A 24,443-nucleotide genomic window follows, 5' to 3' on the forward strand; every position below is an offset into this window, starting at 1 on the left:
GATAAGTAAATTAAAAATTCGTTTCAGCCATAAATTAAGATTTAACAAGAGGCAAAAACTTTCTTCTAAATTCTATAATTAAAGGAATTCCTCTGGCTAAAATCCAGAGTGTGAAAGCAATCCAAATAGCTGCTAATTTATAGTCTAACCAATCAAAAAATAATAGTGTTGGTATAAAAACCAAGCCTGTTGATGCGATTAAAACATTTCGTAAATACTTCATAAAACCCATTCCTTTAAACATTCCATCAAAAATAAAAGTAATTGCGCTAATGGGTTGTGTTAAGATAACTATCCAAAAAACGCTGTAAAACTGTTCTAAAACCAAAGGTTCTTTGGTAAAAATTTGACCAATAAAATTATAAAAAATAAAGCTAAGAGAAGCAATTATAAAGCCTATCATCAAACCATATTTTATAAGCTTATTACTTAATTTTAATAAAGTTTGGTACTCTTTTGCGCCTAATAATTTACCTGCTAAAATATTCCCTGCACTGGAATAACCATCAATCATAAAAGCGCCTAATAGCCACAAATTTAACCCAATGGTATAGGCTGCTATGTATTCTTTACCATAACTTGTTGCATACGCTGTTGCAAAATATAATGCTGTATTTAAGGCAATTGTTCTTATAAATAAATTACCGATCATACTCAATAATTTAGGGATTTCTGGGTGAAAAGTAGTTTGAACTTTTAATGAAATCGATGTTTTTTTAATTAACAAAATGAATGCAATTATGGCCATTGTAATTTGTGCAATTACACTTGCATAAGCTGCTCCTTCTATATTCATTGCTGGGATAAGTCCGTCAATTCCATATACTAAAACAATATCTAAAACAATGTTTAATATTGCCCCAATTATAGCAATGATCATTGGGTAAAAAGTATTCTGCAATCCTCTAAAAATACCAAAAACTGCAAATACAAAAAGAGAAAAAGGAAAACCGAAAATTCTAATTTTAAAATAAATAATACAATATTCTAAAACTGAACCTGAAGCGTTGTAAAATTGAAAAATTTGTTTGGCAAACGGATAAGAAATTGCCAAAATTAAAATACTTCCAAAAACGATTATAGCAATAGCTTGTGCAGGCAATGACTTTATTTCGTCTAATTTATTAGCACCTAAATATTGAGATATAATAGAAGAAATAGCGCTTCTAATTTGTCCAAAAACCCAAACTAACATCGAAATAAAAGCACCTACAATACCAACAGCTGCCAAGCTTTCTGTAGCATTCTCGCTAATATTACCAATAATCGCAGTGTCTGTAATAGATAAAAATGGCTCTGCAATACCAGCTATTAATGCAGGAATTGCCAGTTTATTTATTCTTTTAAAGCTTATATCTGTATTCAAAAAAAATATTTGTGCAAAGGTACATATCTAAAAAATTAGAAAAAACCATACGCATTATAAATTCCTGAAAAATGAGTAACTTTGTAACCTAAAAATTTCTATTATGAAAAATATTTTAGTCCCTATTGGATCTACAGAAACTGCAAAAAACACCTTGCAATATGCTATTGATTTTGCAAGCGAAATAAATGCAAAAGTGTTCGTTTTTAGAGCTTATGGTGTGCACTCGAAAGCAGGGACAATGATTAATATTAATAAAATTATTGAACGTGAAACCAATTTGTATTTAAAAACAATGGTGAATTCTGTTGATATAAAAAACGTGAATGTAAAATTGGTTTCTGCACAAGGTTCTTTATTGGACACTGTTTCTAATGTTGATAATGAAATTGGTATCGATTTAATTATTGTAGGTGCAAAAAGCAATTCTATTAAAGAAGAATTATTTTTAGGAAAAACAGCTGGAAGCTTGGTAAAACAATCAGAAATACCAGTTTTAACAATACCTGAAGGTTATAAATATTCGCGTATAAATAATATTTTAATGGCGTGTAAATCTGGTAATATTGATAGTAAATCTGTTTTAAAACCTGTTCAATTTATTGCAAAGAAATTTAGCTCTGAAGTAAATCTATTGCTAATAAAAACTCCAGGTTATAAAGAAGAAGATTTAATAATAGATAAAAATTTAAAGAAAATACAATCTACTTTAACTGTAACAGAGAATGCCACTGCTTTTCAAGGAGTGTTAGAACATTTTCAAACACATCAGCCAGATATGCTTTGTGTTTTTAGACGTAAAAGAGGTTTCTTTAAAAAGTTGTGGGAAAAGAACACCATTTTAAAAAAAGAGTTTTATTCTAATGTTCCTTTACTAATTTTGATTGGGAAATAACTAATACTTCAAATCAGCAGGTTCTATAAAATCAATTTCAGGATTGTAAATTTCTTTGATATATTCTTTTAGCACTTCTATAAATTCTTCTAATTTTTCTGGAGTAATATTGTTATCTGGACTTCTGTTATTGGATGAAAAATTAATAGCTAAAAAACCACTATTCAAATTTTTAAAAGAAAAAATACCTGCTTTTAAGTTTTTAGAAAAGTCGAAATTTTTGTTTTTAGAAAATAAAAAACAATACAATAAAACCTGAATGGCTTTGTATTGTTCTTTCTCTCTCAATTGCTCAAAATTTAACACTTTTAATTCGGTACTTTTTACCATTCCAGATTTATAATCTATAATTCTAATTTCGCCATTTAACTCATCAACCCTATCTACATTACCATGCAATTTTACAGGAAAATCAATACCATCAATTTCTATTTCTGCAGATAAATTTTCTTCTGTTGCAATTATTTTTAACTGATTTCTATCGTCTTTTAACAGCTTTTTTTCTTGCGCTAAAAAATTAGTTACAAATCTGTTTGCAACTTCGAAAATTAAACGGTTTTTTCCTGTTGATAAATCTCCATTTTTAAATTGAATTTTAAAATGTTTTACAACCAAATCTTTGGCTATTTTTTCCATTTGTAAAATAGCATCAACTTTTAAAAATTTGCCTATAAATGGTTTATATAATTCGTCTAAAGTTTCGTGTACAACTGTACCTAAAGTATTGTAAGCAACTGTTTCTTCAACATCATCAAACTCTTGTATTTTTAAAATTTTCTGTTTGTAAAAAGCAACTGGATTGTGCAAATAATTGGTTATTGATGAGGGAGAAAAACCACTTTCTGCAATTTCTTTTAATCGTTCAAAAATAAAATCACTTTTCGGAATTTCTTTTAAATCCACTTTATGAGAAACAACTTTTGGCGCTACAATTTTCTGAACACAATCTGTCCTCATCATTTCTAATTGGGTAACAAATCTGCTTTTTTCTCCACTTCCGAAAACATCATTTTCTGTATTATATAAGATAAAAATATTTTTTGCTCTTTGTAATAATCTAAAAAAATGATACGAAAAAATAGCGTCTTTCTCCCTATAAGTAGGCAAACCAAACTCTATTTTCACATCAAAAGGAATAAACGAATTTTGTTGGCTACTTGCTGGTAAAATCCCTTCGTTTGCCGAGGCCAAAATTACTGTTTCAAAATCTAAAACACGCGTTTCCAACATTCCCATTAACTGTAAACCTTTTAATGGTTCTCCCTGAAAAGACAAACTTTCTGATGAAATTAATTGCTTAAAAAAATGCGAAAGTATTTTTAAATCTGTCAAATATTCGAACTCGTTTTCTAAGGTTTTTAATTGTGTAAATGCAGTATAAAATCGAAATAAATATTCTTTTTCTAAGGTATTTACATCTTCTTTTAGCAAATTTATTAAATCTAAAATTCGATCTATAAAATTGGCAACTGTAGTAAATGGTTTGAACAAATTTATTACCACTTCTTTAACCTCTGATGTTACTTCTTTTAATAAATCTGCAATTAAAGTTTCGTTTATAAAAGTTTGATTTTCTTGGGCTATTTGGGTGATAAAAGTATCGATATTATCAATTGAAGTATATATAGATTGATGTTTAAAAAAGCGAATTACGTCTTTGTAATAGAATTCGTTTACAATATTCTTTTGTAATTTTTCTTGCGAAATAAACAATTGAAAAACTGCGAATAATAAACCAGAAGTGGGTACATCTTTTAAAGGATAACCCATAGTAATATTTATGGCATTTACGTTTTTTGGTAGAGAATTTAAGGTAATTGGCATTAAAGTTTCATCAGCTAAAACCAAAGCTGTGTTTTTAAAATGATGCGTTTCTTCTAAAATTTCACCAATATATTTTATTTGAGTGGTGTTTTTTGCAGCACCAATAACCTGTATTTTTTTAGGCGATGAAAACGTATTTCCTAAAGATTTGAGTTTGTTTTTTTCGAAATACTTCCACTCTTTCTTATATTTTCTGATAAATTTTCCTGCTTGATGATTCGAATTGAAAAATACTTCATCTATGTCCCAATAAATTTCTGAATTTCCTCTTTCTAATACTTTTTGAAACAAGATTTCTTCTGCTTTATTTAATGCATTAAAACCAATAAAAAAAAACTTTTTATCACTTTTTTCATCTAAATATTGATCAACTTTTTTAATAGCTTCTCTGTACATTAAACCCTGATAACCAATGTTTTTACCTAATAAAAATTGATAAAAAGCATCATAATACGTTTTCATTTTTTCTAAAAAAGAATAATGATCTTTTATAAGTTCTGTTTCTTTAAAAGTTCCTTTTACAGACCATTTTCGCAAACGATCTATATCTCTTAAATAAATAAAAATATCATTGGTATTTACCAAATGTTGGTCTATTTCGTTAAAATCTTGTAAGACAGTTAAAGCCCAAGAAGAAAAAATATCAAAAGAATCTGCATTTTTTTCTACATTTTTATAAATACTATAAAAATGAAATAAAAGCTGAATGCTATCTACTTTCTGAATGCCCGAAATTTGCTGAATAAACTGCTCTATGTTCATCATTTCTGGCAAAAAACCTACAGAAATTTTGTCTTTGAATTCTTGTTTTACAAATACTTTTGCTCTTTGTGAAGGCAGTATAAAAACAACATTTTCAAAAGATTTTGTAGTGAGTAAAATATCGTCTATAGTTTCAGAAATAAAAGATTGCATCGCTTTTTTTTGGTTTTCTAAATTACAAAAACTTACATTTATACTTCTGTAATTTTTAAATTTATTTACATGAAAAATGAATTACATATTGTTGGTATTCAGGCTGATTTAGTTTGGGAAAATCCTAAAGAAAATCTTAGCTTTTTCGAAGAGAAAATATATACCCTCCCAAAGGAAACTGATTTGGTTGTTTTGCCAGAAATGTTTACAACTGGGTTTACAATGAAACCTGAAAATGTTTCAGAAACTATGGATGGAAATGCTGTTTCTTGGATGAAAAAAATGGCAATAGAAAATCAATTTGCAATTACTGGAAGTTTGGTAATTAAAGATAACCAGAAATATTACAATAGATTGATTTTTGTGCATCCTTCAGGAAAAATTGAAACTTATGATAAAAGACATTCTTTTACCTTGGCTGGAGAACATAAAGTTTATACTTCTGGGAGTAAAAAGCTAATCGTTGACTATAAAGGATGGGAAATTTGCCCATTAATTTGTTATGATTTACGTTTTCCTGTTTGGGCTAGAAATGCCGAAAATTACGATTTACTAATTTACATGGCAAATTGGCCTGTAACTAGAATTAAAGCTTGGGATACACTTCTAAAAGCTCGTGCAATTGAGAATATGTCTTACACAATTGGCGTAAATAGAACTGGTAAAGATGCTAACGATTATGAATATTCTGGAAATTCTTTAATTGCTGATTATTTAGGTACAGAAATCTCGACTTTAAACACAAATGAAGTTGGAATTATAAGTGCAAAAATTATTAAAGAAAATCAACTTAACACACGTGAAAAGTTAGGGTTTTTGAATGATAAAGATTCTTTTACAATAGAAATATGATTATACATAATATAGATATATCTGAAATAGAAGAAGTCTTTAAATTCTATAAAATTGCGTCAGATTATCAAAAAGCTAAAAAAACAGTCGTTGTTTGGCCCGAGTTTGATAGAAAATTAATTGAAACAGAGATTGAAGAAAGCAGACAATTTAAATTAACGATAGCCAATGAGATTGCTTGTATTTGGGCAATTACTTTTAGTGATGAACAAATTTGGGAAGAAAAAAATAGTAATAATGCTATTTATATTCATAGAATTGCCACGAACCCTAATTTAAGAAAAAATAATTTTGTGGCTAAAATTGTAGATTGGGCAAAGATTTATGCTCAACAAAAAAATATACAATTTATTAGATTAGATACGCTGGGTAATAATGAAAAATTAATTGAGCATTATAAAAATGCAGGTTTTCAATTTTTAGGAATGTTCGATATGAAAAATACAAGTAACCTGCCAAGTCATTACCATAATACGCCTGTTTGTTTGTTTGAAATTGATCTGTTTAAAACTAAAAAGTAAACAGTTTATATAACTGGAATATAAAAACGGATAAATTTAAAATTACTCTTTATCCAAAACTGTAATTGGTAAATTTTCGGTTCCTGCGTAAAAAACTATTATTTCAACAGATTTGTTGCCTTCGTTAATTCCATAATGGATTTTATTTACCAACTCTACAATTACATCACCTTCTTTTAAAATAAGGATGTTGTTATTTATATCAACAACCTTTAGAACACCTTTTAGAATAATACCCGAATTAATTACTGGATGATAATGTTTGTGAAGCTTTGTTTTTGGCGGAATTGTAATTTTTAAAACTGTAATTTTTGGTTTACCTTCTGGGTAATTTGGTAAATCATCTCCATTCCAACTTTTAGTGGTTTCTGCTAGTTTTACTACTTGAATTTCTTTTATTTTTGATACAGCACAAGAAGATAGAAATAAGACGAAAACAACAAAACAAAAGATATTTTTCATCCAAAAAAACAATAAATTAACTTGGTTGTATCATCCATTTAAAGTTGAAATCTGTCTTAGGGATTACAATTCTTTCTGTAATTTTGTACATTCTTTCTGGTAATTTCATTAAATAATCTCTGGCTTTTTCTGCATCTGGAGTTAAGTTGGTAATTTTATCTATCTCCCAATTTTCGGTTAGTTTTTTCAAAATGTCTACATAGTCGAAACCTGTATAAACGCCTAGTCTTTGTGCAACTGTAGAAAAATTATCAAACAAACTGCCTTTTGCACCAAAAGATTCTCTTAAATGCATTGCAGGCATTACAATTTTATGTTTCATCATGTGTTGAAATGCCAACATCATTTCACTCGCATCAATTTTAAAAATTTCTTTTACAAAATGTGAATATGCTTGGTGATGACGCATTTCGTCTCCTGCAATAATTTTAGACATTTTTGCTAAAGATTTATGTCCTTTTTGTCTTGCTATTTTAGCAACATTATTATGAGAAACGTATGTTGCTAATTCTTGAAATGTTGTGTACACAAAGTTCTTATAAGGGTCTGTTGATGTACCAATGTCAAACCCATCTGCAATTAAATGCTGGGTAGAAATTTCTACTTCACGCATATTTACTCTGCCAGATAAATACAAGTATTTGTTTAAAACATCTCCATGTCTGTTTTCTTCTGCTGTCCAAGTTCTTACCCATTTTGCCCAACTATTATCTGGGTCTTGACAAACACCATCTAAGTCTAACAACCAAGATTCGTAAGTTGGTAAAGCTTCTTCAGTAATAGTATCACCTACTAAAACTACCCAAAAATCGTCATGCAATTCTTTAGATATTTCTCTAATTTCTTCTACTTCTGTTATAAAAGAATCGCTTTGAGAATTAGGCAAAAAATCTGTTGGTTGCCAAATTTTTTCTGCAGGAATTAAATAAGTATCCATAAAACTCTGCATCTTTTTTTCTAAAGTTAGCATTACTTCTTTACGTACGTTTTTTATGGACATGGTATTTATTTTATATATTTTGTAATAACAGATTCTGTTTGTTCTAACAACTCTTCAAAAGGTAAAGAATCAATTTTAATAGGTTTATGAACAATTATTGTAATTGGACTTCCAATACCTAATGGAAACTTTCCGTATTTAAAAACTTTCCAAGAATTATTTATAGTTAAAGGTACAACATATCCATCTTTATTGAACTTTGTAATTACTTTTAAACCATTTATTGCAAATTTTTTAGGCTCCCCTGTTCTGCTTCTGGTGCCTTCTGGAAAAATAGCAGCTCCCCATTTATTTTTATTGATTCTTTTTGCAAACTCCATCAATTCTGATATTGCTTGTTTTGAATCTTTTCTATTAATAAGTGCTGCACCTCCATGTTTTAAATTATATGAAATACTTGGTATGCCTTTGCCTAATTCAATTTTGGAAACAAATTTTGGATTGTGTTTTCTAAAAAACCAAATAATTGGTGGAATATCGAACGTAGATTGATGGTTAGACACAAATATAATGGATGTATTTTCTGGTAATTTATGCTCGTTTATTAACCTAACAGGAACTCCAATAAGTAACATAGATCTCATTAAACACAAATTTAATAATGCCACAATTTTTGCATGTCCTTTAGAACCAAAAAGGTTAAATGCCAACCATTGTAATGGATGAAAAATAAGCAATATTAAAATAAATACAATTGCAAATATGGGTGATAGTATGTAACTTATTATCTTCATTAATTAAACCAATTGTTCCAAGGAATTCTAGAAAGAATTAATAACAATGCCAAGCCATAAAAAACAGCAAATGTTTTAAATTTTGCAACATCAGTTGTTTTCTTTTTATGTTTAGACCAACCAATTGTGATTAAAACAATCGCTAAAATCATCATTATAGGATGTTCTATTGCTAATAATCTAATTTCTTTTGTTTTCATTACTGTACTTGCATCTGTTGTTAAAAGCTCGAACCAAGGAGACATAAAATACCAACCTAAACCAATTAATAACTGAATATGAGAAACAATTAATGCAAATAGACCAATACGTAAATCTTTGTCTGTGAATTGTTTTTTTTGAGTAAACCCTATTATTGCGTTTACCACTGCAAAAATTAGTATTAATAAAACTAAATAAGCCCAGTAAGAGTGTATTTCTTTCATATAAAAAATTTTAAATTGAAATGTAAATTTACAATTTTCAAATAAAAAAACCACCTCAATTGAGGTGGTTTTATTTTAAAATCTATAGATTTTATTAAGATTGCTTATATTAGAAATTATATCTAACACTTGCATTCCAGGTTCTTCCTAAACCAAAGAAACCTCTGTTAGAAACATCAATTCCTTGAAATAATGTTGAAGATGAAGTTGCTTGATTTGCAGAAGTTAATTCTGATAAATATCTTTTATCTAAAACGTTGTTTACGTTAAATCTAAAATCTAAAGATTGAGATTTATCTTGTACTAAATTTAATCTGTAAGATACACCAGCATCAATTAATTCATAAGAAGGTAATTCCAACTCTCCTCTAGTAGGATTTACGTTTGCAAATAAACTATCGTAAAATCTTAAATCTGAATCTACACTTAAACCTGGCATAATTGTATAATCAAAACCTAAACCAGCTGTAAATTGTGCAGCATCTCCAACATTAATTCCATCTACATTCTCTACAGTAGTTGATCCAATTGGATTTCTGTTTTCATCAAATTCTTGAGTAACTAATTCACCTACATATTTCCAATCACCTACAGAAGTAAATCCTTTTATTCTTAATTGTTCTGTTGGTTGATAAATAAAATCAAACTCTGCACCCATATGATATTGACTCTGACCTGTAGTTTGAGTAAATGTAACAAGACCTGTTGTAGGATTTACATCCGAAAAACCATCAACTCTGTCTTTCCAAGAAGTACTGTATAAATTTATACTTGTAGAAAATTTTTCTGATTTGTAGTTATAACCCATTTCTAAACCTACTATTTTCTCGTTTTGAGAAACTGGGTTTACAGCATTTGTAAAGTTGTTAAAGATATTATCATGGTATGGTTGACGAGAATAAAAACCACCATTAAAATAAAAAGTACTAGCCTCGCTTAAATTAAAGCTAGCTCCAGCCTTTAAGTTGTAGCCAAGATTATTAATTTTTTCTGAATCCTCGAATTCTGGCAAATAATCGTATCTATCAAATCTTTGGTGTGCTTGATTAGAAACTGACCCTTGAAAGAAAGCTGACATTGAATCATCTGAATATTCTAACTGCGTGAACAAACCTCCATAGGTAATTCTTTCATCATTATCGTAATCAATTCTTTGAGATACATCTATTGTACTAAAAGTATTCGTCCAAGGATTTGCATCTACACTTTGATTTACTGTGTTAGCAACTACTGGTCCAACTCTATTGTCGTCATCATTTCTTAAACTTCTATCTTCTGTCCAAGAAGATAAACCTCTAAAGTTTTCAACTTGTCTAAAGTGCGTACCATAATAAGTTCTGATATCTGTTCCAATATTCCAAGTTAAATTATCATTTAATTTAGTTTCTAAATTAGAAACTACACCATACCAACTATGTAAATTCATAGAAGCTCTAGTTATGTAACCATTAGAATTACCATTTGGTCTTAAAGGATTTGTTGCATTTAACGCATAGATAGCATCATAATCTATTTGACCATCAGCGTTACTATTTACTCTTGCACCTAAAGGTCCAGTTCCTCCACCTCTACCAAAAGAAGCATACAATACTGTAGATAAATTAGTAGCATCAGAAATTTTATAATCCCAGTTTAAATTTAATACTGGTTTGTGATAAAAGTTTCTTCTTTCTGACATGTATTCTCCTTTATAAGTACCCCAGTTACCATTGTATTTATAACCTCTAGTTAAGTAATCAGAAATACTTTTTGTAAAGTTTTGATCATGCCATTGTGGAGCACCAGTAATTAAAAAGTTGAAGTTGTGAGTTTCATTAGGCTTATAACCAAAAGAAATAAAATAAGTCTGACCTTGACCTCTTGTACCTTCGTTGTAACCATCACCTTGCCAATGAGACAACATAACAGAAGTTCCCCAACCACTATCGCTAACACCTGTGTTATAAGATAAAGTTGTTTTTAAGTAACTATCATTTGCTGTACCAGCATAAAAATAACCACCTTTTTGTTTGTCTGTAGTTTTGGTTACAAAGTTCATTGTACCACCTACAGAAGAAATAGCTAATTTAGAAGCACCTAAACCTCTCTGAATTTGAATTGCACTAGCAATGTCATTAACTCCAGACCAGTTAGACCAATACATTCTACCATCTTCCATACCATTAATTGGCTGTCCATTTAATAAAAATGCTGTATTTGTTTGGTCGAAACCACGAACAGAAATTCTAGAATCTCCAAAACCTCCTGCTTGACCTGCTACATAAATAGAAGGAGTGTTTACCAATGTCATAGTAACATCTTGTGTTCCTACTTTTTTCTGAATTTCAGCAGCTTTAATGGTTGAAACCGCAACTGGTGTTTTTCTACCACCAGATAAATCGATAACTCCTTTACCAATAATTACAACTTCTTCTAAAGAGTTTTCATCAACAGTTAATTTAATTGATCCTAAACTATTATTAGCACTTGTAAACATTACCTCTTTAGGTCTGTAACCTATATAAGAGATTACCAAAGTTCCAGAAGTTTTAGTAGCTGTTAATGTAAAGTTACCATCAAAATCGGTTTGAGCACCATTTTTTGTTCCTTTTTCTAACACACTAGCTCCAGGCATTGGTTGATTGGTTTCATCAACAATCTTTCCTGTAATTTTAGTTTGTCCTAAAACCGCAGCTGATATAAAAAGTAATGCTACAAATAATAAGTTTTTAAAATTTTTCATTGTTTAATTTATTTATTAAATTTTTGGCAAAAGTCTGTCTTTTACACGATTGTTTTGTTAATTTAATGTTAAATTTTAACATTAAATTAAGATAAATAAATGTATGCTAAAACACCCTTATTGTTTGTAAATGAGTGATTTAGATATAAACAACTTTATTAACAAAATAAGAGTTATTTGTTAAGCTATTGTAGAGGCTACAATTATGAGATAAATTTACTGCTTACTTAGTAGTTTTTTAGCAAGTTCCTTACCTAATTCTACACCAAATTGGTCATAACTGTAGATATTCCATAAAATTCCTTGTGTAAAGATTTTATGTTCATATAAAGCTACTAACTTACCTAAAGACTTAGGTGTAAGCTTATCAAAAAGGATTGTATTACTAGGTCTGTTTCCTTCGAAAACTTTAAAAGGTAACAACTTATTTATTTTATTTTCATCACCAGAAAACTTTAATTCCAAATGGACTTCTTCTTTGGTTTTACCATAAGCCAAAGCTTCTATTTGTCCGTAATAATTTGCCATTAATTTTTTGTGATGATCTGTTAACCCATATAAAGATTCTTTGTAACCAATAAAATCTGCAGGAATTAATTTAGTTCCTTGATGCACCAATTGCATAAATGCATGTTGCATATTGGTACCTGTGCTACCCCAAACAATAGTTCCTGTTTGATAATCTATTTTATCACCATTTCTATCTACACCTTTTCCATTACTCTCCATAATTGCTTGTTGCAAATAATCTGGAAGTTTTGCTAAATATTGAGAATAAGGCAAAATAGCTTCGGTTTCTGCTTTGTAAAAGTTATTGTACCAAATACTTATCAATGCTAAAATAACAGGTATATTTTTATCAAAATCTTCGTTTTTAAAATGCAGATCCATTTCTTCAGCACCATCTAATAAGGCTCTATAGTTCTCAAAACCAACTGACAAACTTATAGATAAACCTACTGCAGACCAAAGAGAAAAACGACCTCCAACCCAATCCCACATTGGAAAAACGTTACTTTTATCGATTCCGAAATTATCTACTGCTTCTAAATTGGTAGAAACTGCTACAAAGTGTTTTGGAATGTCGAAAATTGTTGCCGATTTTAAAAACCAATTTTTTATAGTTTCAGAATTTGTAATGGTTTCTTGCGTTGTAAATGTTTTTGAAACAATAACAAAAAGAGTAGTTTCTGGATTTAAATGTTTTATGATTTCAGAAACATGATCTCCATCTATATTAGAAACGAAATGCGTATTTAATTGATTTTTATAAAATTTTAGAGATTGTACAATCATATCTGGTCCTAAATCTGAACCTCCAATACCAATATTTACAATATCTGTAATAGATTTACCTGTATAACCTTTCCATTTTCCAGAAATAACTTTGTTTGAAAAACTTCTAATTTTTCTTAAAGCACTTTGTATTTGAGGCTTTATATTTTTGCCATCAACTAAAACAGGTTCTTCTGATGTACTTCTTAAAGCCGTATGCAAAACAGCTCTGTTTTCTGTTACATTAATTATTTCTCCAGAAAACTGACTTTCTATGGCTTGTTTTAAACCAACCTCTGTAGCCAAGTCTACTAGTAATTTAATCGTATTTTTATTAATTCTGTTCTTCGAAAAATCTACAAGTAAGTCATCAAACTCAATAGAGAAATCTTCTTGTCTACCTTGCTCTTCGCACAAATCTTTAATCTTAATAACTTTAATTTCATTAAAATGATTTGATAATTCTTTCCAAGCTTTTGTTTTGGTTGGGTTGATGTTTGGTAAAGCCATTTTTTATTTTTTTGCTATAATTTCTTTGATAGTTTCAGGTTCTTCTACTGGAACTCTTTGATAATCTAGTTGATATTTTAGTGGTTTTATATACTCGAAAAATTTCGGTTTCATTGATGGTTTTACAGGTTCTGCACTTGGCAATTTTTCTTTTAAAGGGTCTACTTGTTTGCCAAATTTCCAAAAGCGATAACAAACATGTGGTCCCCCTGTATTTCCTGTCATACCAACATAACCAATAACATCTCCTTGCTTAACGTATTGCCCTTGTTTAACTTTTCTAGTTTGCATATGCAAATATTGTGTAGAGTAAGTACCATTATGTTTAATTTTTACGAAATTTCCATTCCCTCCTCTTCTTGCAGATTCTGATACAGTGCCACTTGCAGTAGCTATAATTGGTGTTCCAATATTTGCTGCAAAATCTGTCCCAAAATGAGGTTTAACTTTGTAACCATAGTAAGCAATTCTTCTATTTAAATTATATTTTGATGAAATTCTATATTGAAATTTTATGGGTGCTTTTAAAAACTGACTTCTCAACATATTTGCTTTTTCATCATAATATTCATGAATATTTAAAACAGAATCAGCTAAAAATCGAAATGCATATAAATCTTTACCTTTATGTTTAAATACGGCAGATTTTACTTTACCATAACCCGCAAATATTTTATCGTCTATATACTTTTCTTCGTAAAATATTTTGAAAGAATCGCCTTTTTGCAAACCATAAAAATCCAAAGTCCAAGCATAAATATCTGCAATAGTGTAGGTAAGGTTGGGTTTAATTCCAAGACTATCCATGGTTTGAGAAAAGCTAGAATACACAATTCCAGAAACTTCTTTTTCTACAATTTTTATAGGCTTTCTAAAATGTTTTGCTTTAATTATAGAATCTTTAAAATCTAAAATTGTAGCATTTATTTTATCGTGTTTGTAAATAAAAACCTGAGCTGTTTCTGTAGAGTCTTTGCTTAATAAAATAGTATAAGGCTTGCCTGCTCTAACTTTTCGAACATCAAAAATTTCTTTTACAGATGTTGCAATTTGGTTTATTTTAGGATAAAAAACATGGTGTCTGTCTAAAATAGTACCAAAACTTTCACCGCTTTTTATGGTGTCTTGAATCACTTTGTAATCATCAATATTATAACCATATCTTATTTCTGGCTCTATTTCTTGCTGAACAGAGGTTGGTTTTAATTTTTCTTTTTTACAAGAAGAAAATGATAATAGAAATGCTAGGAGGATAATTACTTTTTTCAAGAAATAGGACTTTTTTAGATCAATTTCAAAAGTACAAATAAAATCTATTTATTCTGTAAGTGATAAAAAAAGTTACGAACGCTGTTTTGTTAAACTTTTCTAAATTTTGCTAAACTCATTCGCAAGGCCTTTGTAATCTTCTAACTCTGCTCTTAAAGATCCAACTGCCAAAGATGCATTCATTTTTATAGGTATTTTATTGGCATCATCTGTAATCCAAATAGTAACACTTTCTTGTGCTTTAAAAACTCTCCCTGACTGAACTAAAGGTCTAAAAATTAATGTTTTAACTTTTCCAAATTTTGTTCTTAATTCTTCTCTTCCCAAAAAACGAAGCTTAAAGGCATATACCTGTGAATCCATAAACATATCTAATGCTATTTCATCCCCTTCTTTTAAACTAGAAACATCGTAATTTCTTAAAAAATAAAAAGAAGACATCATGTCTTGTACGTTTGTAAATGGAACAATCGTGTCTTTTTGGTTTAAAAAATCTTGAATATAAGCCTTATTAGTATCGTAATTAAAAGCAGTTATTCTATGTTTTTTATAACCTCCTTCATCAATTTTTCTTTTAAAAAGATAAGGTTTTACATCGTCTTTGTCAAAGTAAGATTCATATCTGTCATCAACTTCAAAAAACCATTTTATCATTCCAGAAGTCCAGCCAGTTCCTATTGTATGAAAAACCTTTTTACCTTTATATACTGTTTCTTCCACCTCTAAAATAGCAGATCCTGCTCTTAAAAAACCGCTGTAACTCATTTTATAACGCAACCATTCTCCACTTTTAAATGCAGGCTTACTCTTTTGAGCGAAAGCAGTGGTTAAAACAAAAACAGCTATAAATAATAATGTAAATTTTTTCATAGAAATCAAACTTATGCAATAGTAATGACAATTACCGTTCCAAAATATAAAAATATTATTTTGTAATGATTTACAAACTTCTTTTTAACGTTTTTTTTGCATTGTTTCTTTAAATGAAATAGAAGTTTTAATGGTCATTTAAAAAATAAGTGAAGTATTCTTTTCTCTTAAAATGTCCCCCAATTTTTCAATTCTTCATCACTCCATAGATATGGATAAAAAATTCTTCGTTGGTATTTTGGATGCATATATTTGCGCCAATTGCTGCCTCCTGTTGCTTTTAGTTCAGAATCACTACCACCAATATATTTTGCTGCTGCATTGTAATGAGCCATTACCCATTTTACGTTTACAGTATAATCGTAATGACGCATTGCTTTTATTAAATCTTCATTTTCTTGCACCTCTTGTGGCAATTGCTTGAATTTCAAAGACAAGTTGATATCATTATAATCTTCCATAAAATCGATAAAATCTCCCATATATTTTTTTTCAAAAAGATTTAATAAAGTCGATTTTTGACCTGTGGTATAATTTTTACCTGCTGCTTGCCAATACAAATGATTGTATGCATTTTTAAAGGATGAGTTTCTATCAATTGTATCTCTATAACGTGCGTCTATTAAGTTGATGAGTTCTGTGGATGCAAATTCTATTTTTCTGTATTGTGCTGATTGAAAACCACTTGCAGGTGTTAAAGTGTTTCTAAATTTTAGATATTGCTCTTTTTCCATGCCATCTGCCATTACTGAAAATGAATTACACAGCATATCAAAATATCGACTAATTCTACCTAAATGCAAAGTGAATTTAGCTGCATTAATCTCTTCAGATTTTGCAACTTGATCAATTTCCCATAAAATCATTTTAAATAACAACTCGTTAACTTGATGATACATGATAAAAACCATTTCATCTGGTTGGGTAGTTCTTGGTGTTTGTAAACCCAAAAGCGCATCAGTTTGAATATAATCCCAATAGGTAATTGGAGTACTCCACAATAAACCTTCTAACATTGCGTCTACAGGAACTCCTAATTCGTTGTATTTTTCTTCAATAGCTTTTAAAATTTGGTCTCTATTCATTTCTTTTTAGAATCAGGATTTTTTAGAACCAAGAAACAAGATGTTTTTGATTTTAGTTGCAATTTACTATTTAATTTAAAAATTATTTAATCTTTCATTAAAGTCTTTTAAAATAAAAAACCAAGAATTAAGAGCTTTCATCTTGATTCTTGGTTCTTTTTTTTCTTGATTCTCTTTTTACAAAGTTCCTCTTTTTGCTTGTTCTCTTTCTATAGATTCAAATAGGGCTTTAAAGTTTCCTGCTCCAAAACCTTTAGCTCCCATTCTTTGAATAATTTCAAAAAACAAGGTTGGTCTATCTTCTATTGGTTTTGTGAAAATTTGTAATAAATAGCCTTCTTCGTCAGCATCTATCATAATTCCTAAACCTTTTAACTTTTCGATATCTTCTCTTAATTCGTGACTAAAAGCTTCTAATCTTCCAGGAACAGATTTGTAATATTCTTCTGGTGGTGTTGATAAAAACTCGATTCCATTTGCTTTTAATTGCGAGACAGTTTTTATAATGTCGTCTGTAGCCATTGCAATATGTTGCACGCCTGCACCTTCGTAAAAATCTAAATATTCTTCTATTTGAGATCGTTTTTTACCTTCTGCTGGTTCGTTAATTGGGAATTTAATTCTTCCATTTCCATTAGACATTACTTTACTCATTAAAGCAGAATATTCTGTATGAATTTGCTTATCATCAAATGATAAAAAGTTTACAAATCCCATCACATCTTCATAGAATTTTACCCAAGTATTCATTTGATTCCAACCCACATTTCCAACCATGTGATCTATATATTTTAAACCTGATGTTGGTGGATTGTAATCTGATTCCCATTTTTGAAAACCTGGTAAAAAAGGTCCATTGTAATTTTTGCGCTCTACAAACATGTGCACAGTTTCTCCATAGGTATAGATTCCTGCTCTTACAACTTCACCAAACTCGTCTTTTTCGACTGTTGGCTCCATGTATGATTTTGCACCTCTTAAAGTGGTTTCTTCATAAGATTTTCTAGCATCTTCTACCCAAAGTGCCACTACTTTTACCCCATCTCCATGTTTTACAATGTGATCGTTAATTGGTGATTTACTGCTTAAAGGAGTTGTTAAAATAATTTTGATTTTATCTTGAGTTAATACATAACTCACAGAATCTTTTGAGCCAGTTTCTAATCCGCGATAAGCATGTGATTGAAATCCAAAAGCCGTTTTGTAAAAATGTGCTGCTTGTTTTGCATTACCCACATAAAATTCTACATAATCTGTACCTAACAATGGAAGAAAATCTTGTGCTCCTTCAAATATTTTTTCTAAACCGTAGTTTACTGATTTTATTTTTTTCATAATTAAAGCCCATCCTAACCTTCCCAAAGGGAAGGGACTCTCAACTGGGTATTAAAAGTCTTTTAGTTTTTTTGTTTGCTATCTGTTTCCAAACAAGTTTAGCCGTGATTGAAACGACATCCTTTTTTTTTTTTCGCAAAAAAGATATAGTGAAAAGCGCGAAATAGCTTCTAATAATTATTTTAATGAACTTTTTTTTGACCACATAGCAACATAGAAAACATAATTTTTGAGTATGTTGCTAACTCCTTCCCTTTGGGAAGGTTGGGATGGGCTTTTATAACCAAGATTTATAATAATCTTCGTCTGCAATTTTCATAGCTTCTTCAGTTACCTGCAAAGGCTTAAAAGTATCTACCATAACTGCTAATTCTTCGGTTTTTGTATGTCCAATACTTCTCTCTGTGGCTCCAGGATGTGGACCATGAGGAATCCCTGCTGGATGCAAAGAAATATGACCTTGATCGATATCATTTCTACTCATAAAATCGCCATCTACATAATACAAAACCTCATCTGAATCGATGTTACTATGATTATAAGGCGCAGGAATTGAGTTTGGATGATAATCGTACAAACGTGGCACAAAACTACAAATTACAAATGCATTGGTTTCAAAGGTTTGATGCACTGGAGGTGGTTGATGGATTCTACCAGTTATCGGTTCAAAATCGTGAATTGAAAATGCGTAAGGAAAATTATAACCATCATAACCAACTACATCAAAAGGATGAGAAGCGTAGGTCATTTCTATAATTTCGCCTTGTTTTTTTACTTTGATTAAAAAATCGCCTAACTCATTATAGGTTTCTAATTCATATGGTCTTCTTAAATCTCGTTCACAAAATGGTGAATGTTCTAACAATTGACCAAACCAGTTTCTATAACGTTTTGGTGTGTAAACAGGAGAATATGATTCTACTATAAAAAGTCTGTTATTTTCATCATCAAAATCTAATTTGTAAATAATTCCTCTAGGAACTACTAAATAATCTCCATATTTAAAATCGATATTTCCAAGATGTGTTCTTAATTTACCAGAACCTTTATGAATAAAAATTACTTCGTCTGCATCTGTATTTTTATAGAAATAATCTGAGGTAGATTTTTTTGGAGCCGATAAAATAATATTACAATCAGAATTTGTTAAAACAATTTTTCTACTTTCTAAATAATCATTTTCTGGTGGCACTTGAAAACCTCGAAATCTGTAAGATTGAATGTTATTTGCTTTCGCAATTTTTGGTTTTACAGAATATTGTTTCCCAATTTTTTTGACCATTGTTGGTCTGTGTTCGTGATAAGAATTAGTTGACATTCCATCGAAACCAATAGTACCAAACAATTGTTCGTAATATAAACTGCCGTCTTTTTTACGAAACTGTGTGTGACGTTTTGGTGGTATTTTTCCTAATTGATGATAAAAAGGCATTTTGTTGATGTATTAATGAGTTAATAAATTAATGTAACAATTGTGCATTCGCAAAACATTGCTACATTTTTACATTTAAAAATTGATACATTAAAAACTCATTCAGGATTGCGTTTTATCAAAAATTTTAAGTGTGATAATAAATCTGAGTACATTTCAATCGATTTAGTAAGCTCCACAAATATACAAAAAGGATAGCAGAAAAATTACCTTACTAAAAAGTGTAATTTTTCTGCTTAAACAGTTTATTTGAATGTCTTTATTTTGATGAGATTCTGAAACAAGTTCAGAATGACGTTACTCAATCTTTTTAATAACTGCTTTTGGAGCTTCTTTTCTTGTTCCGTCAAAACCATCTACACCACCAACTGTTGTGTATTTCATGACATATTTTTTATCTGGAAAAATACGCTGAAATGCACTTTGACACATTAAGGTAGCTTCATGAAAGCCACATAAAATTAGCTTTAATTTTCCTGGATAGGTATTTACATCACCAATTGCATAAATACCTGGAATATTGGTTTGATAGTCTAAAGCATTGTTTACTTTGATAGCATTTTTCTCAATTTCTAATCCCCAATTTGCAATAGGTCCTAATTTTGGTGATAATCCAAAAAGCGGAATAAAATGGTCTGTTTCTAAAGTAAAAGGTTCATTTCCATCTTGAATAATAGAAACTCCTTCAACTTTATCTGTGCCCATAATTCCTATTACTTCAGCTGGAGTTATCATCGTAATTTTACCTGCATTTTTTAATTCTTGAACTTTATCTACAGAATCTAAAGCACCTCTAAACTCGTTTCTTCTATGAACTAAAGTTACTGAAGATGCAATATCCGTTAAAAAAATAGACCAATCTAAAGCAGAATCTCCACCACCAGAAATAACCACTTTTTTATTTCTATACAATTCTGGTTCACGAATCATATACTCTACTCCTTTATCTTCAAAATTGGTGATATTTGGAATTGGTGGTTTCCTAGGTTCGAAAGACCCTAAACCACCTGCAATTGCTACAATTGGAGCATGATGCTTTGTGCCTTTATTTGTGGTTACTATAAAAGTACCATCCTCTAATTTATCTATAGTTTCTGCACGTTCTCCCAATGTAAAACCTGGTTCAAATTGTTTGCATTGTTCTAACAATTTATCTGTTAAATCTCCTGCTAAAATTTCTGGATATGCAGGAATATCGTAAATCGGTTTTTTAGGATAAATTTCTGAACATTGACCTCCTGCTTGTGGTAAAGCATCTATTAAATGACAGCGTAATTTTAATAAACCTGCTTCGAAAACAGTAAATAAACCTGTGGGTCCTGCACCAATTATAAGTATGTCTGTTTTTATCATTTTGATAAAAATATTTTTGAGTTTACTGAGCGCGTTAGGGATTGAAGTGGAAATCCTTTTTATTGTCAGTTCGAGTGAATTTGTGAAGTATGAACAAATTTATATCGAGAACAAAATAAAAAGATTGCAACGTAAAGCCCGACCTTTTTAGGGAACGCCCAAATTATTATTTAGTTAAGCAACATTTATAACTTCTTGAATCTGTGGAGCATATTTTTTTATGGTAGCTTCTACTCCGTTTTTTAAGGTCATTTGATTTACAGAACAGCCTGTGCAAGCGCCTTCTAATTGCACTCTTACAATAGCATCTTCTATAGAAAGAAGTCTAATATTTCCTCCATCGCTCATTAAAAAAGGGCGAATTTCATCCAACGCTTTTTCTACATTATTTAAAGTTTCTTGTGCTGTCATAATCTTATTTTTTTACTGCGCTACAACCACTCATTGTTGTAATTCTAACTACTTCTGTTGGTGGTAAATTGGCATTTCTTTTTAACAATTGGGCAACCATTTCTTTGGTAATTTCTTTAAAAGCGGTTTCTAAAACTGTGCCTTCTTGCAGAGCAACTGGATGACCAACATCTCCAGATTCTCTAATGCTTTGTACCAATGGAATTTCGCCTAAAAATTTGGTGTTTATGTCTTCTGCTAAATTTTTAGCACCATCTTTTCCAAAAATATAATATTTATTATTTGGTAATTCTTCAGGTGTAAAATATGCCATATTTTCTATAATTCCTAAAACTGGCACTTTTATACTGTCTTGTTGAAACATGGCAACTCCTTTTTTGGCATCTGCTAAAGCAATATTTTGTGGAGTTGAAACCACAACTGCTCCATTAATTGGCAAAGCTTGTACAATTGATAAATGCACATCTCCTGTTCCTGGAGGTAAATCAATGAGGAGGAAATCTAACTCGCCCCAATCTGCATCAAAAATTAATTGTTTTAATGCTTTAGATGCCATTGGTCCGCGCCAAATTACTGCTTGATCTGGATTTGTAAAAAACCCTAAAGACAATAATTTTACGCCATAATTTTCTACAGGTTTCATTTTAGAGCGACCATCTACATTTACAGAAAGTGGTCTTGCTTTTTCGACATCGAACATAATATGTTGAGATGGCCCATAAACATCTGCATCTAAAACACCCACACTAAAGCCCATTTTTGCTAATGAAATTGCAGTATTTGCTGTAATTGTAGATTTACCAACACCACCTTTACCAGATGCAATTGCAATGATATTTTTAATATTAGGAATTTCTTTTCCACGAATTAAATTTGGATCTTCTTTTGGTGCTGACTTTTCTACTTTTAAATTGATTTTTACTTCAATTTTGTCATCCACATTTGTTAGGATGGCTTTGGTAATTTCTGCCTCAATTTTCTTTTTTGCTTGTAATGTAGGATTACTAATGGTAACATCAACATTTACTTCATTTCCAAAAATAACCACATTTGTAACATTATTATTTTCTATTAAACTTTTTCCTTCTCCAGGAGCTGTAATAGTTTCTAATGCGTTGTATATATCTTGTTTTTTAAAACTCACGTCTTATTTTTATTTAATCTTGATTACAAAGATACAGCTTAACAACAAGATAATAAAGTGAATAAATTGTGAAAATTTATAGTTTAATAGGTAGCGCTTATAAAATAGAGTTTTTGTAATTATTTCCTAATTTATTATAAATTAGGAAATATTAGGATAAATTGTATATTTGTAATTATTTGTAAATTTTACTAAAATTAGGAAATATTAGCAATTATGATTGAGAAAGCACCGAAATTTGAAAGAGATTTTAACCAACTTAAAACAGAAGTTTTGTTCAGACTGGTTTCTACTCATGAAGTTTTTCAAAAAATTGAAAAAGAGTATCTTTATTGGGATAAGATAAAACATCTAAAAATAATAAACTTCGAAAGTATAGACATTTGGAATTTAGTTAAATCAAAAAGAAACTTTAATCAAGACTTTATACAAATAGATAAAGTTTTAACCTTTTATAATGTTAATAAGTTTCTCCAATCAAAACTTCAGTATTTAGATTTCAACTATGGAGCTGGTTTACAAAAAGAGCAACTTTTATCAGAATTAGAAAAACAACAATATCTTAAAAATGCATTGATGGAAGAAGCTGTTTTTTCTTCAATGATTGAAGGCGCTACAACAACTCGTGTAAAAGCGAAAGAAATGTTGCGAAAAAATAAAAAGCCAAAAACACATTCTGAACAAATGATATTGAATAATTATAAAACGATTCAATATATAAGTGAACACAAAGAAGAAGATATTTCAATTGAAAAATTATATGAACTTCATAAATTAGTAACAGAAAACACATTAGAAAATGAAAATGTTGGAATTTTCAGAAAAAGTAATGATGTAAATGTAGTGAATGAAATTACAGGAGAAATTGTTCATGTTCCACCAAAATTTGAAGATTTAAATGGTTTGATGAATTCTTTTGTTGTGTTTTTTAATAACAATCCTAAAGAAAATTTCATTCACCCTATTGTAAAAGCTAGTATTTTGCATTTTTTAATTGGATACATTCATCCTTTTGTAGATGGAAATGGAAGAACAGCAAGAGCAATATTTTATTGGTACTTATTAAAAAATGGGTATTGGTTAACTGAATATTTATCAATTTCTAGAGTAATTATGCAAACAAAAGTACAGTATGAAAAGGCTTACATCTATACAGAAATTGATGATATGGATGTTACCTATTTTATTCATTATCAAGTAAAAGTATTAATTAAAGCTTTTGAAGATTTAAAAAAATACGTTGCTAAAAAGAAAAAAGAGGAAGTGAATCTTTTAAAATTTTTGCAAATTCCAGAAATTAATGAAAGACAAGCTGAAATTTTATACAAATTAGAGAAAAATGCTACTAAATTTTTTACTGTTAAAGAAATAGAAAACACTTACTCTGTTACGAATCAAACTGCGAGAACAGATATTGAGGAATTAGTAGAAAAAGGTTTTTTAAAGAAAGTAGCTGTCAATAAAAAAAGCTACAATTATTGGAAAGGAAATAAATTTGATGATACATTTTTATAACTCTTCTAAAGGATTCCAAAAAACTTTTTCTAAATCTTGAATTTGATTATCGACAACAACAATGCCTTCGTTTTCTAATAATTGCTGCATTAAATTAGTTCCATCAAAATGATGTTTGCCTGTTAACAAACCTTTTCTATTAACAACTCTGTGTGCAGGAACATCTTCTAAATTATGCGCTTTATTCATAGCCCAACCAACCATTCTTGCAGATTTTACAGCTCCTAAATAGGCTCCAATTGCACCATAACTTGTAACTCTACCAAATGGAATATTACGAACTACAGTATAAACTTTGTCGAAAAAATTATCGGATTTTTTCATGGAGTGAAGATAGATAATTTTACACTGATTTTAACAGACACGAATTTCACTAATTCAACAAATGGTTGTGTAAAAAGTTTGACTATGTTAAAGAGCTTTTTTCAAAAATTTCTATTTTTTTTCTAATAATTGAAAAAAGAAGCATGATTTATAAAGAAAATAACATGAGAGTATTTCTTCCCTTTGGGAAGATTAAGATGGGCT

The 24,443-nt window shown here is 29.7% G+C and carries 21 protein-coding genes; 4 read left to right on the forward strand and 17 right to left on the reverse strand.

The genetic code is table 11. The annotated features are described in order from the left end of the window. Positions 1-34 precede the first annotated feature (34 nt). Positions 35-1,366, reverse strand: a complete 1,332-nt coding sequence (locus WAO74_RS00980; RefSeq protein ID WP_422158917.1) for an MATE family efflux transporter — start codon at positions 1,364-1,366, stop codon at positions 35-37. A gap of 103 nt (positions 1,367-1,469) precedes the next feature. On the opposite strand from WAO74_RS00980, the gene WAO74_RS00985 reads away from it, so the two are divergent. Beyond that, positions 1,470-2,261 (forward strand): universal stress protein, encoded by a 792-nt coding sequence (locus WAO74_RS00985; protein ID WP_422158918.1) that lies wholly within the window; start codon positions 1,470-1,472, stop codon positions 2,259-2,261. Here the strand turns inward: WAO74_RS00985 and WAO74_RS00990 are convergent, their stop codons facing one another. Further along, complete coding sequence (locus WAO74_RS00990) at positions 2,262-5,000, reverse strand: PD-(D/E)XK nuclease family protein (RefSeq protein WP_422158919.1); 2,739 nt, start codon at positions 4,998-5,000, stop codon at positions 2,262-2,264. A gap of 69 nt (positions 5,001-5,069) precedes the next feature. Here WAO74_RS00990 and WAO74_RS00995 point away from each other — a divergent pair, with 69 nt between their 5' ends. Both WAO74_RS00995 and WAO74_RS01000 read left to right on the forward strand, forming a co-directional pair. Further along, on the forward strand, positions 5,070-5,852 hold the full coding sequence (locus tag WAO74_RS00995; protein WP_422158920.1) for an amidohydrolase: 783 nt from the start codon (positions 5,070-5,072) through the stop codon (positions 5,850-5,852). Continuing rightward, entirely contained in the window at positions 5,849-6,373 is a 525-nt protein-coding gene (locus WAO74_RS01000; protein WP_422158921.1) for a GNAT family N-acetyltransferase, read from the forward strand. The genes WAO74_RS00995 and WAO74_RS01000 overlap by 4 nt, the downstream gene beginning before the upstream one ends. 42 nt (positions 6,374-6,415) lie before the next feature. Here the strand turns inward: WAO74_RS01000 and WAO74_RS01005 are convergent, their stop codons facing one another. The 14 genes from WAO74_RS01005 to WAO74_RS01070 form a co-directional block, all read right to left on the reverse strand. Then, entirely contained in the window at positions 6,416-6,835 is a 420-nt protein-coding gene (locus WAO74_RS01005) for a cupin domain-containing protein (RefSeq protein WP_422158922.1), read from the reverse strand. A 16-nt stretch (positions 6,836-6,851) separates the two neighbouring features. Continuing rightward, the gene (locus WAO74_RS01010; RefSeq protein ID WP_422158923.1) at positions 6,852-7,835 is read right to left on the reverse strand and encodes an acyl-ACP desaturase; all 984 of its coding nucleotides are present in this window, start codon (positions 7,833-7,835) and stop codon (positions 6,852-6,854) included. Positions 7,836-7,840: 5 nt separating this feature from the next. Then, positions 7,841-8,569: a lysophospholipid acyltransferase family protein gene (locus WAO74_RS01015; protein WP_422158925.1), complete on the reverse strand. Its 729-nt coding sequence runs from the start codon at positions 8,567-8,569 to the stop codon at positions 7,841-7,843. Beyond that, positions 8,569-8,994: a hypothetical protein gene (locus WAO74_RS01020; protein ID WP_422158927.1), complete on the reverse strand. Its 426-nt coding sequence runs from the start codon at positions 8,992-8,994 to the stop codon at positions 8,569-8,571. The genes WAO74_RS01015 and WAO74_RS01020 overlap by 1 nt, the downstream gene beginning before the upstream one ends. 109 nt (positions 8,995-9,103) lie before the next feature. Then, positions 9,104-11,716, reverse strand: a complete 2,613-nt coding sequence (locus WAO74_RS01025; protein WP_422158929.1) for a TonB-dependent receptor — start codon at positions 11,714-11,716, stop codon at positions 9,104-9,106. A 216-nt stretch (positions 11,717-11,932) separates the two neighbouring features. Beyond that, positions 11,933-13,501 (reverse strand): glucose-6-phosphate isomerase, encoded by a 1,569-nt coding sequence (gene pgi, locus WAO74_RS01030; RefSeq protein ID WP_422158930.1) that lies wholly within the window; start codon positions 13,499-13,501, stop codon positions 11,933-11,935. A 3-nt stretch (positions 13,502-13,504) separates the two neighbouring features. After that, positions 13,505-14,770 carry a peptidoglycan DD-metalloendopeptidase family protein gene (locus WAO74_RS01035; RefSeq protein ID WP_422158931.1) on the reverse strand — a complete coding sequence of 422 codons (1,266 nt, stop codon included), beginning with the start codon at positions 14,768-14,770 and terminating at the stop codon, positions 13,505-13,507. 99 nt (positions 14,771-14,869) lie between these two features. After that, complete coding sequence (locus WAO74_RS01040) at positions 14,870-15,640, reverse strand: DUF3108 domain-containing protein (RefSeq protein WP_422158933.1); 771 nt, start codon at positions 15,638-15,640, stop codon at positions 14,870-14,872. A 167-nt stretch (positions 15,641-15,807) separates the two neighbouring features. Continuing rightward, the gene (locus tag WAO74_RS01045; protein WP_422158935.1) at positions 15,808-16,725 is read right to left on the reverse strand and encodes a tryptophan 2,3-dioxygenase family protein; all 918 of its coding nucleotides are present in this window, start codon (positions 16,723-16,725) and stop codon (positions 15,808-15,810) included. Between the two features lie 177 nt (positions 16,726-16,902). Continuing rightward, positions 16,903-18,063: a 4-hydroxyphenylpyruvate dioxygenase gene (hppD, locus tag WAO74_RS01050; protein WP_422158975.1), complete on the reverse strand. Its 1,161-nt coding sequence runs from the start codon at positions 18,061-18,063 to the stop codon at positions 16,903-16,905. 274 nt (positions 18,064-18,337) lie between these two features. After that, positions 18,338-19,492, reverse strand: coding sequence for a homogentisate 1,2-dioxygenase (locus WAO74_RS01055; protein WP_422158937.1), 1,155 nt, complete (start codon positions 19,490-19,492; stop codon positions 18,338-18,340). A gap of 297 nt (positions 19,493-19,789) precedes the next feature. Then, the gene (locus tag WAO74_RS01060) at positions 19,790-20,845 is read right to left on the reverse strand and encodes an NAD(P)/FAD-dependent oxidoreductase (RefSeq protein ID WP_422158939.1); all 1,056 of its coding nucleotides are present in this window, start codon (positions 20,843-20,845) and stop codon (positions 19,790-19,792) included. A gap of 174 nt (positions 20,846-21,019) precedes the next feature. Beyond that, complete coding sequence (locus WAO74_RS01065) at positions 21,020-21,256, reverse strand: NifU family protein (RefSeq protein ID WP_422158941.1); 237 nt, start codon at positions 21,254-21,256, stop codon at positions 21,020-21,022. 4 nt (positions 21,257-21,260) lie between these two features. Beyond that, the gene (locus WAO74_RS01070) at positions 21,261-22,400 is read right to left on the reverse strand and encodes an Mrp/NBP35 family ATP-binding protein (RefSeq protein WP_422158942.1); all 1,140 of its coding nucleotides are present in this window, start codon (positions 22,398-22,400) and stop codon (positions 21,261-21,263) included. 216 nt (positions 22,401-22,616) lie between these two features. On the opposite strand from WAO74_RS01070, the gene WAO74_RS01075 reads away from it, so the two are divergent. Further along, positions 22,617-23,915 (forward strand): Fic family protein, encoded by a 1,299-nt coding sequence (locus tag WAO74_RS01075; RefSeq protein ID WP_422158944.1) that lies wholly within the window; start codon positions 22,617-22,619, stop codon positions 23,913-23,915. Here WAO74_RS01075 and WAO74_RS01080 read toward each other — a convergent pair. Then, positions 23,910-24,239 carry an MGMT family protein gene (locus tag WAO74_RS01080; RefSeq protein WP_422158946.1) on the reverse strand — a complete coding sequence of 110 codons (330 nt, stop codon included), beginning with the start codon at positions 24,237-24,239 and terminating at the stop codon, positions 23,910-23,912. The genes WAO74_RS01075 and WAO74_RS01080 overlap by 6 nt on opposite strands. Positions 24,240-24,443 lie beyond the last annotated feature (204 nt).

It is taken from the genome of Polaribacter sp., assembly GCF_049276715.1.
GTDB lineage: Bacteria > Bacteroidota > Bacteroidia > Flavobacteriales > Flavobacteriaceae > Polaribacter.

Coding starts and splice junctions, on each gene's coding strand:
- WAO74_RS00985 (WP_422158918.1), top strand. CDS start 1,470: ATGAAAAATATTTTAGTCCCTATTGGATCTACAGAAACTGCAAAAAAC.
- WAO74_RS00990 (WP_422158919.1), bottom strand. CDS start 5,000: ATGCAATCTTTTATTTCTGAAACTATAGACGATATTTTACTCACTACA.
- WAO74_RS00995 (WP_422158920.1), top strand. CDS start 5,070: ATGAAAAATGAATTACATATTGTTGGTATTCAGGCTGATTTAGTTTGG.
- WAO74_RS01000 (WP_422158921.1), top strand. CDS start 5,849: ATGATTATACATAATATAGATATATCTGAAATAGAAGAAGTCTTTAAA.
- WAO74_RS01005 (WP_422158922.1), bottom strand. CDS start 6,835: ATGAAAAATATCTTTTGTTTTGTTGTTTTCGTCTTATTTCTATCTTCT.
- WAO74_RS01010 (WP_422158923.1), bottom strand. CDS start 7,835: ATGTCCATAAAAAACGTACGTAAAGAAGTAATGCTAACTTTAGAAAAA.
- WAO74_RS01015 (WP_422158925.1), bottom strand. CDS start 8,569: ATGAAGATAATAAGTTACATACTATCACCCATATTTGCAATTGTATTT.
- WAO74_RS01020 (WP_422158927.1), bottom strand. CDS start 8,994: ATGAAAGAAATACACTCTTACTGGGCTTATTTAGTTTTATTAATACTA.
- WAO74_RS01025 (WP_422158929.1), bottom strand. CDS start 11,716: ATGAAAAATTTTAAAAACTTATTATTTGTAGCATTACTTTTTATATCA.
- pgi (WP_422158930.1), bottom strand. CDS start 13,501: ATGGCTTTACCAAACATCAACCCAACCAAAACAAAAGCTTGGAAAGAA.
- WAO74_RS01040 (WP_422158933.1), bottom strand. CDS start 15,640: ATGAAAAAATTTACATTATTATTTATAGCTGTTTTTGTTTTAACCACT.
- WAO74_RS01045 (WP_422158935.1), bottom strand. CDS start 16,725: ATGAATAGAGACCAAATTTTAAAAGCTATTGAAGAAAAATACAACGAA.
- WAO74_RS01055 (WP_422158937.1), bottom strand. CDS start 19,492: ATGCCTTTTTATCATCAATTAGGAAAAATACCACCAAAACGTCACACA.
- WAO74_RS01060 (WP_422158939.1), bottom strand. CDS start 20,845: ATGATAAAAACAGACATACTTATAATTGGTGCAGGACCCACAGGTTTA.
- WAO74_RS01065 (WP_422158941.1), bottom strand. CDS start 21,256: ATGACAGCACAAGAAACTTTAAATAATGTAGAAAAAGCGTTGGATGAA.
- WAO74_RS01075 (WP_422158944.1), top strand. CDS start 22,617: ATGATTGAGAAAGCACCGAAATTTGAAAGAGATTTTAACCAACTTAAA.
- WAO74_RS01080 (WP_422158946.1), bottom strand. CDS start 24,239: ATGAAAAAATCCGATAATTTTTTCGACAAAGTTTATACTGTAGTTCGT.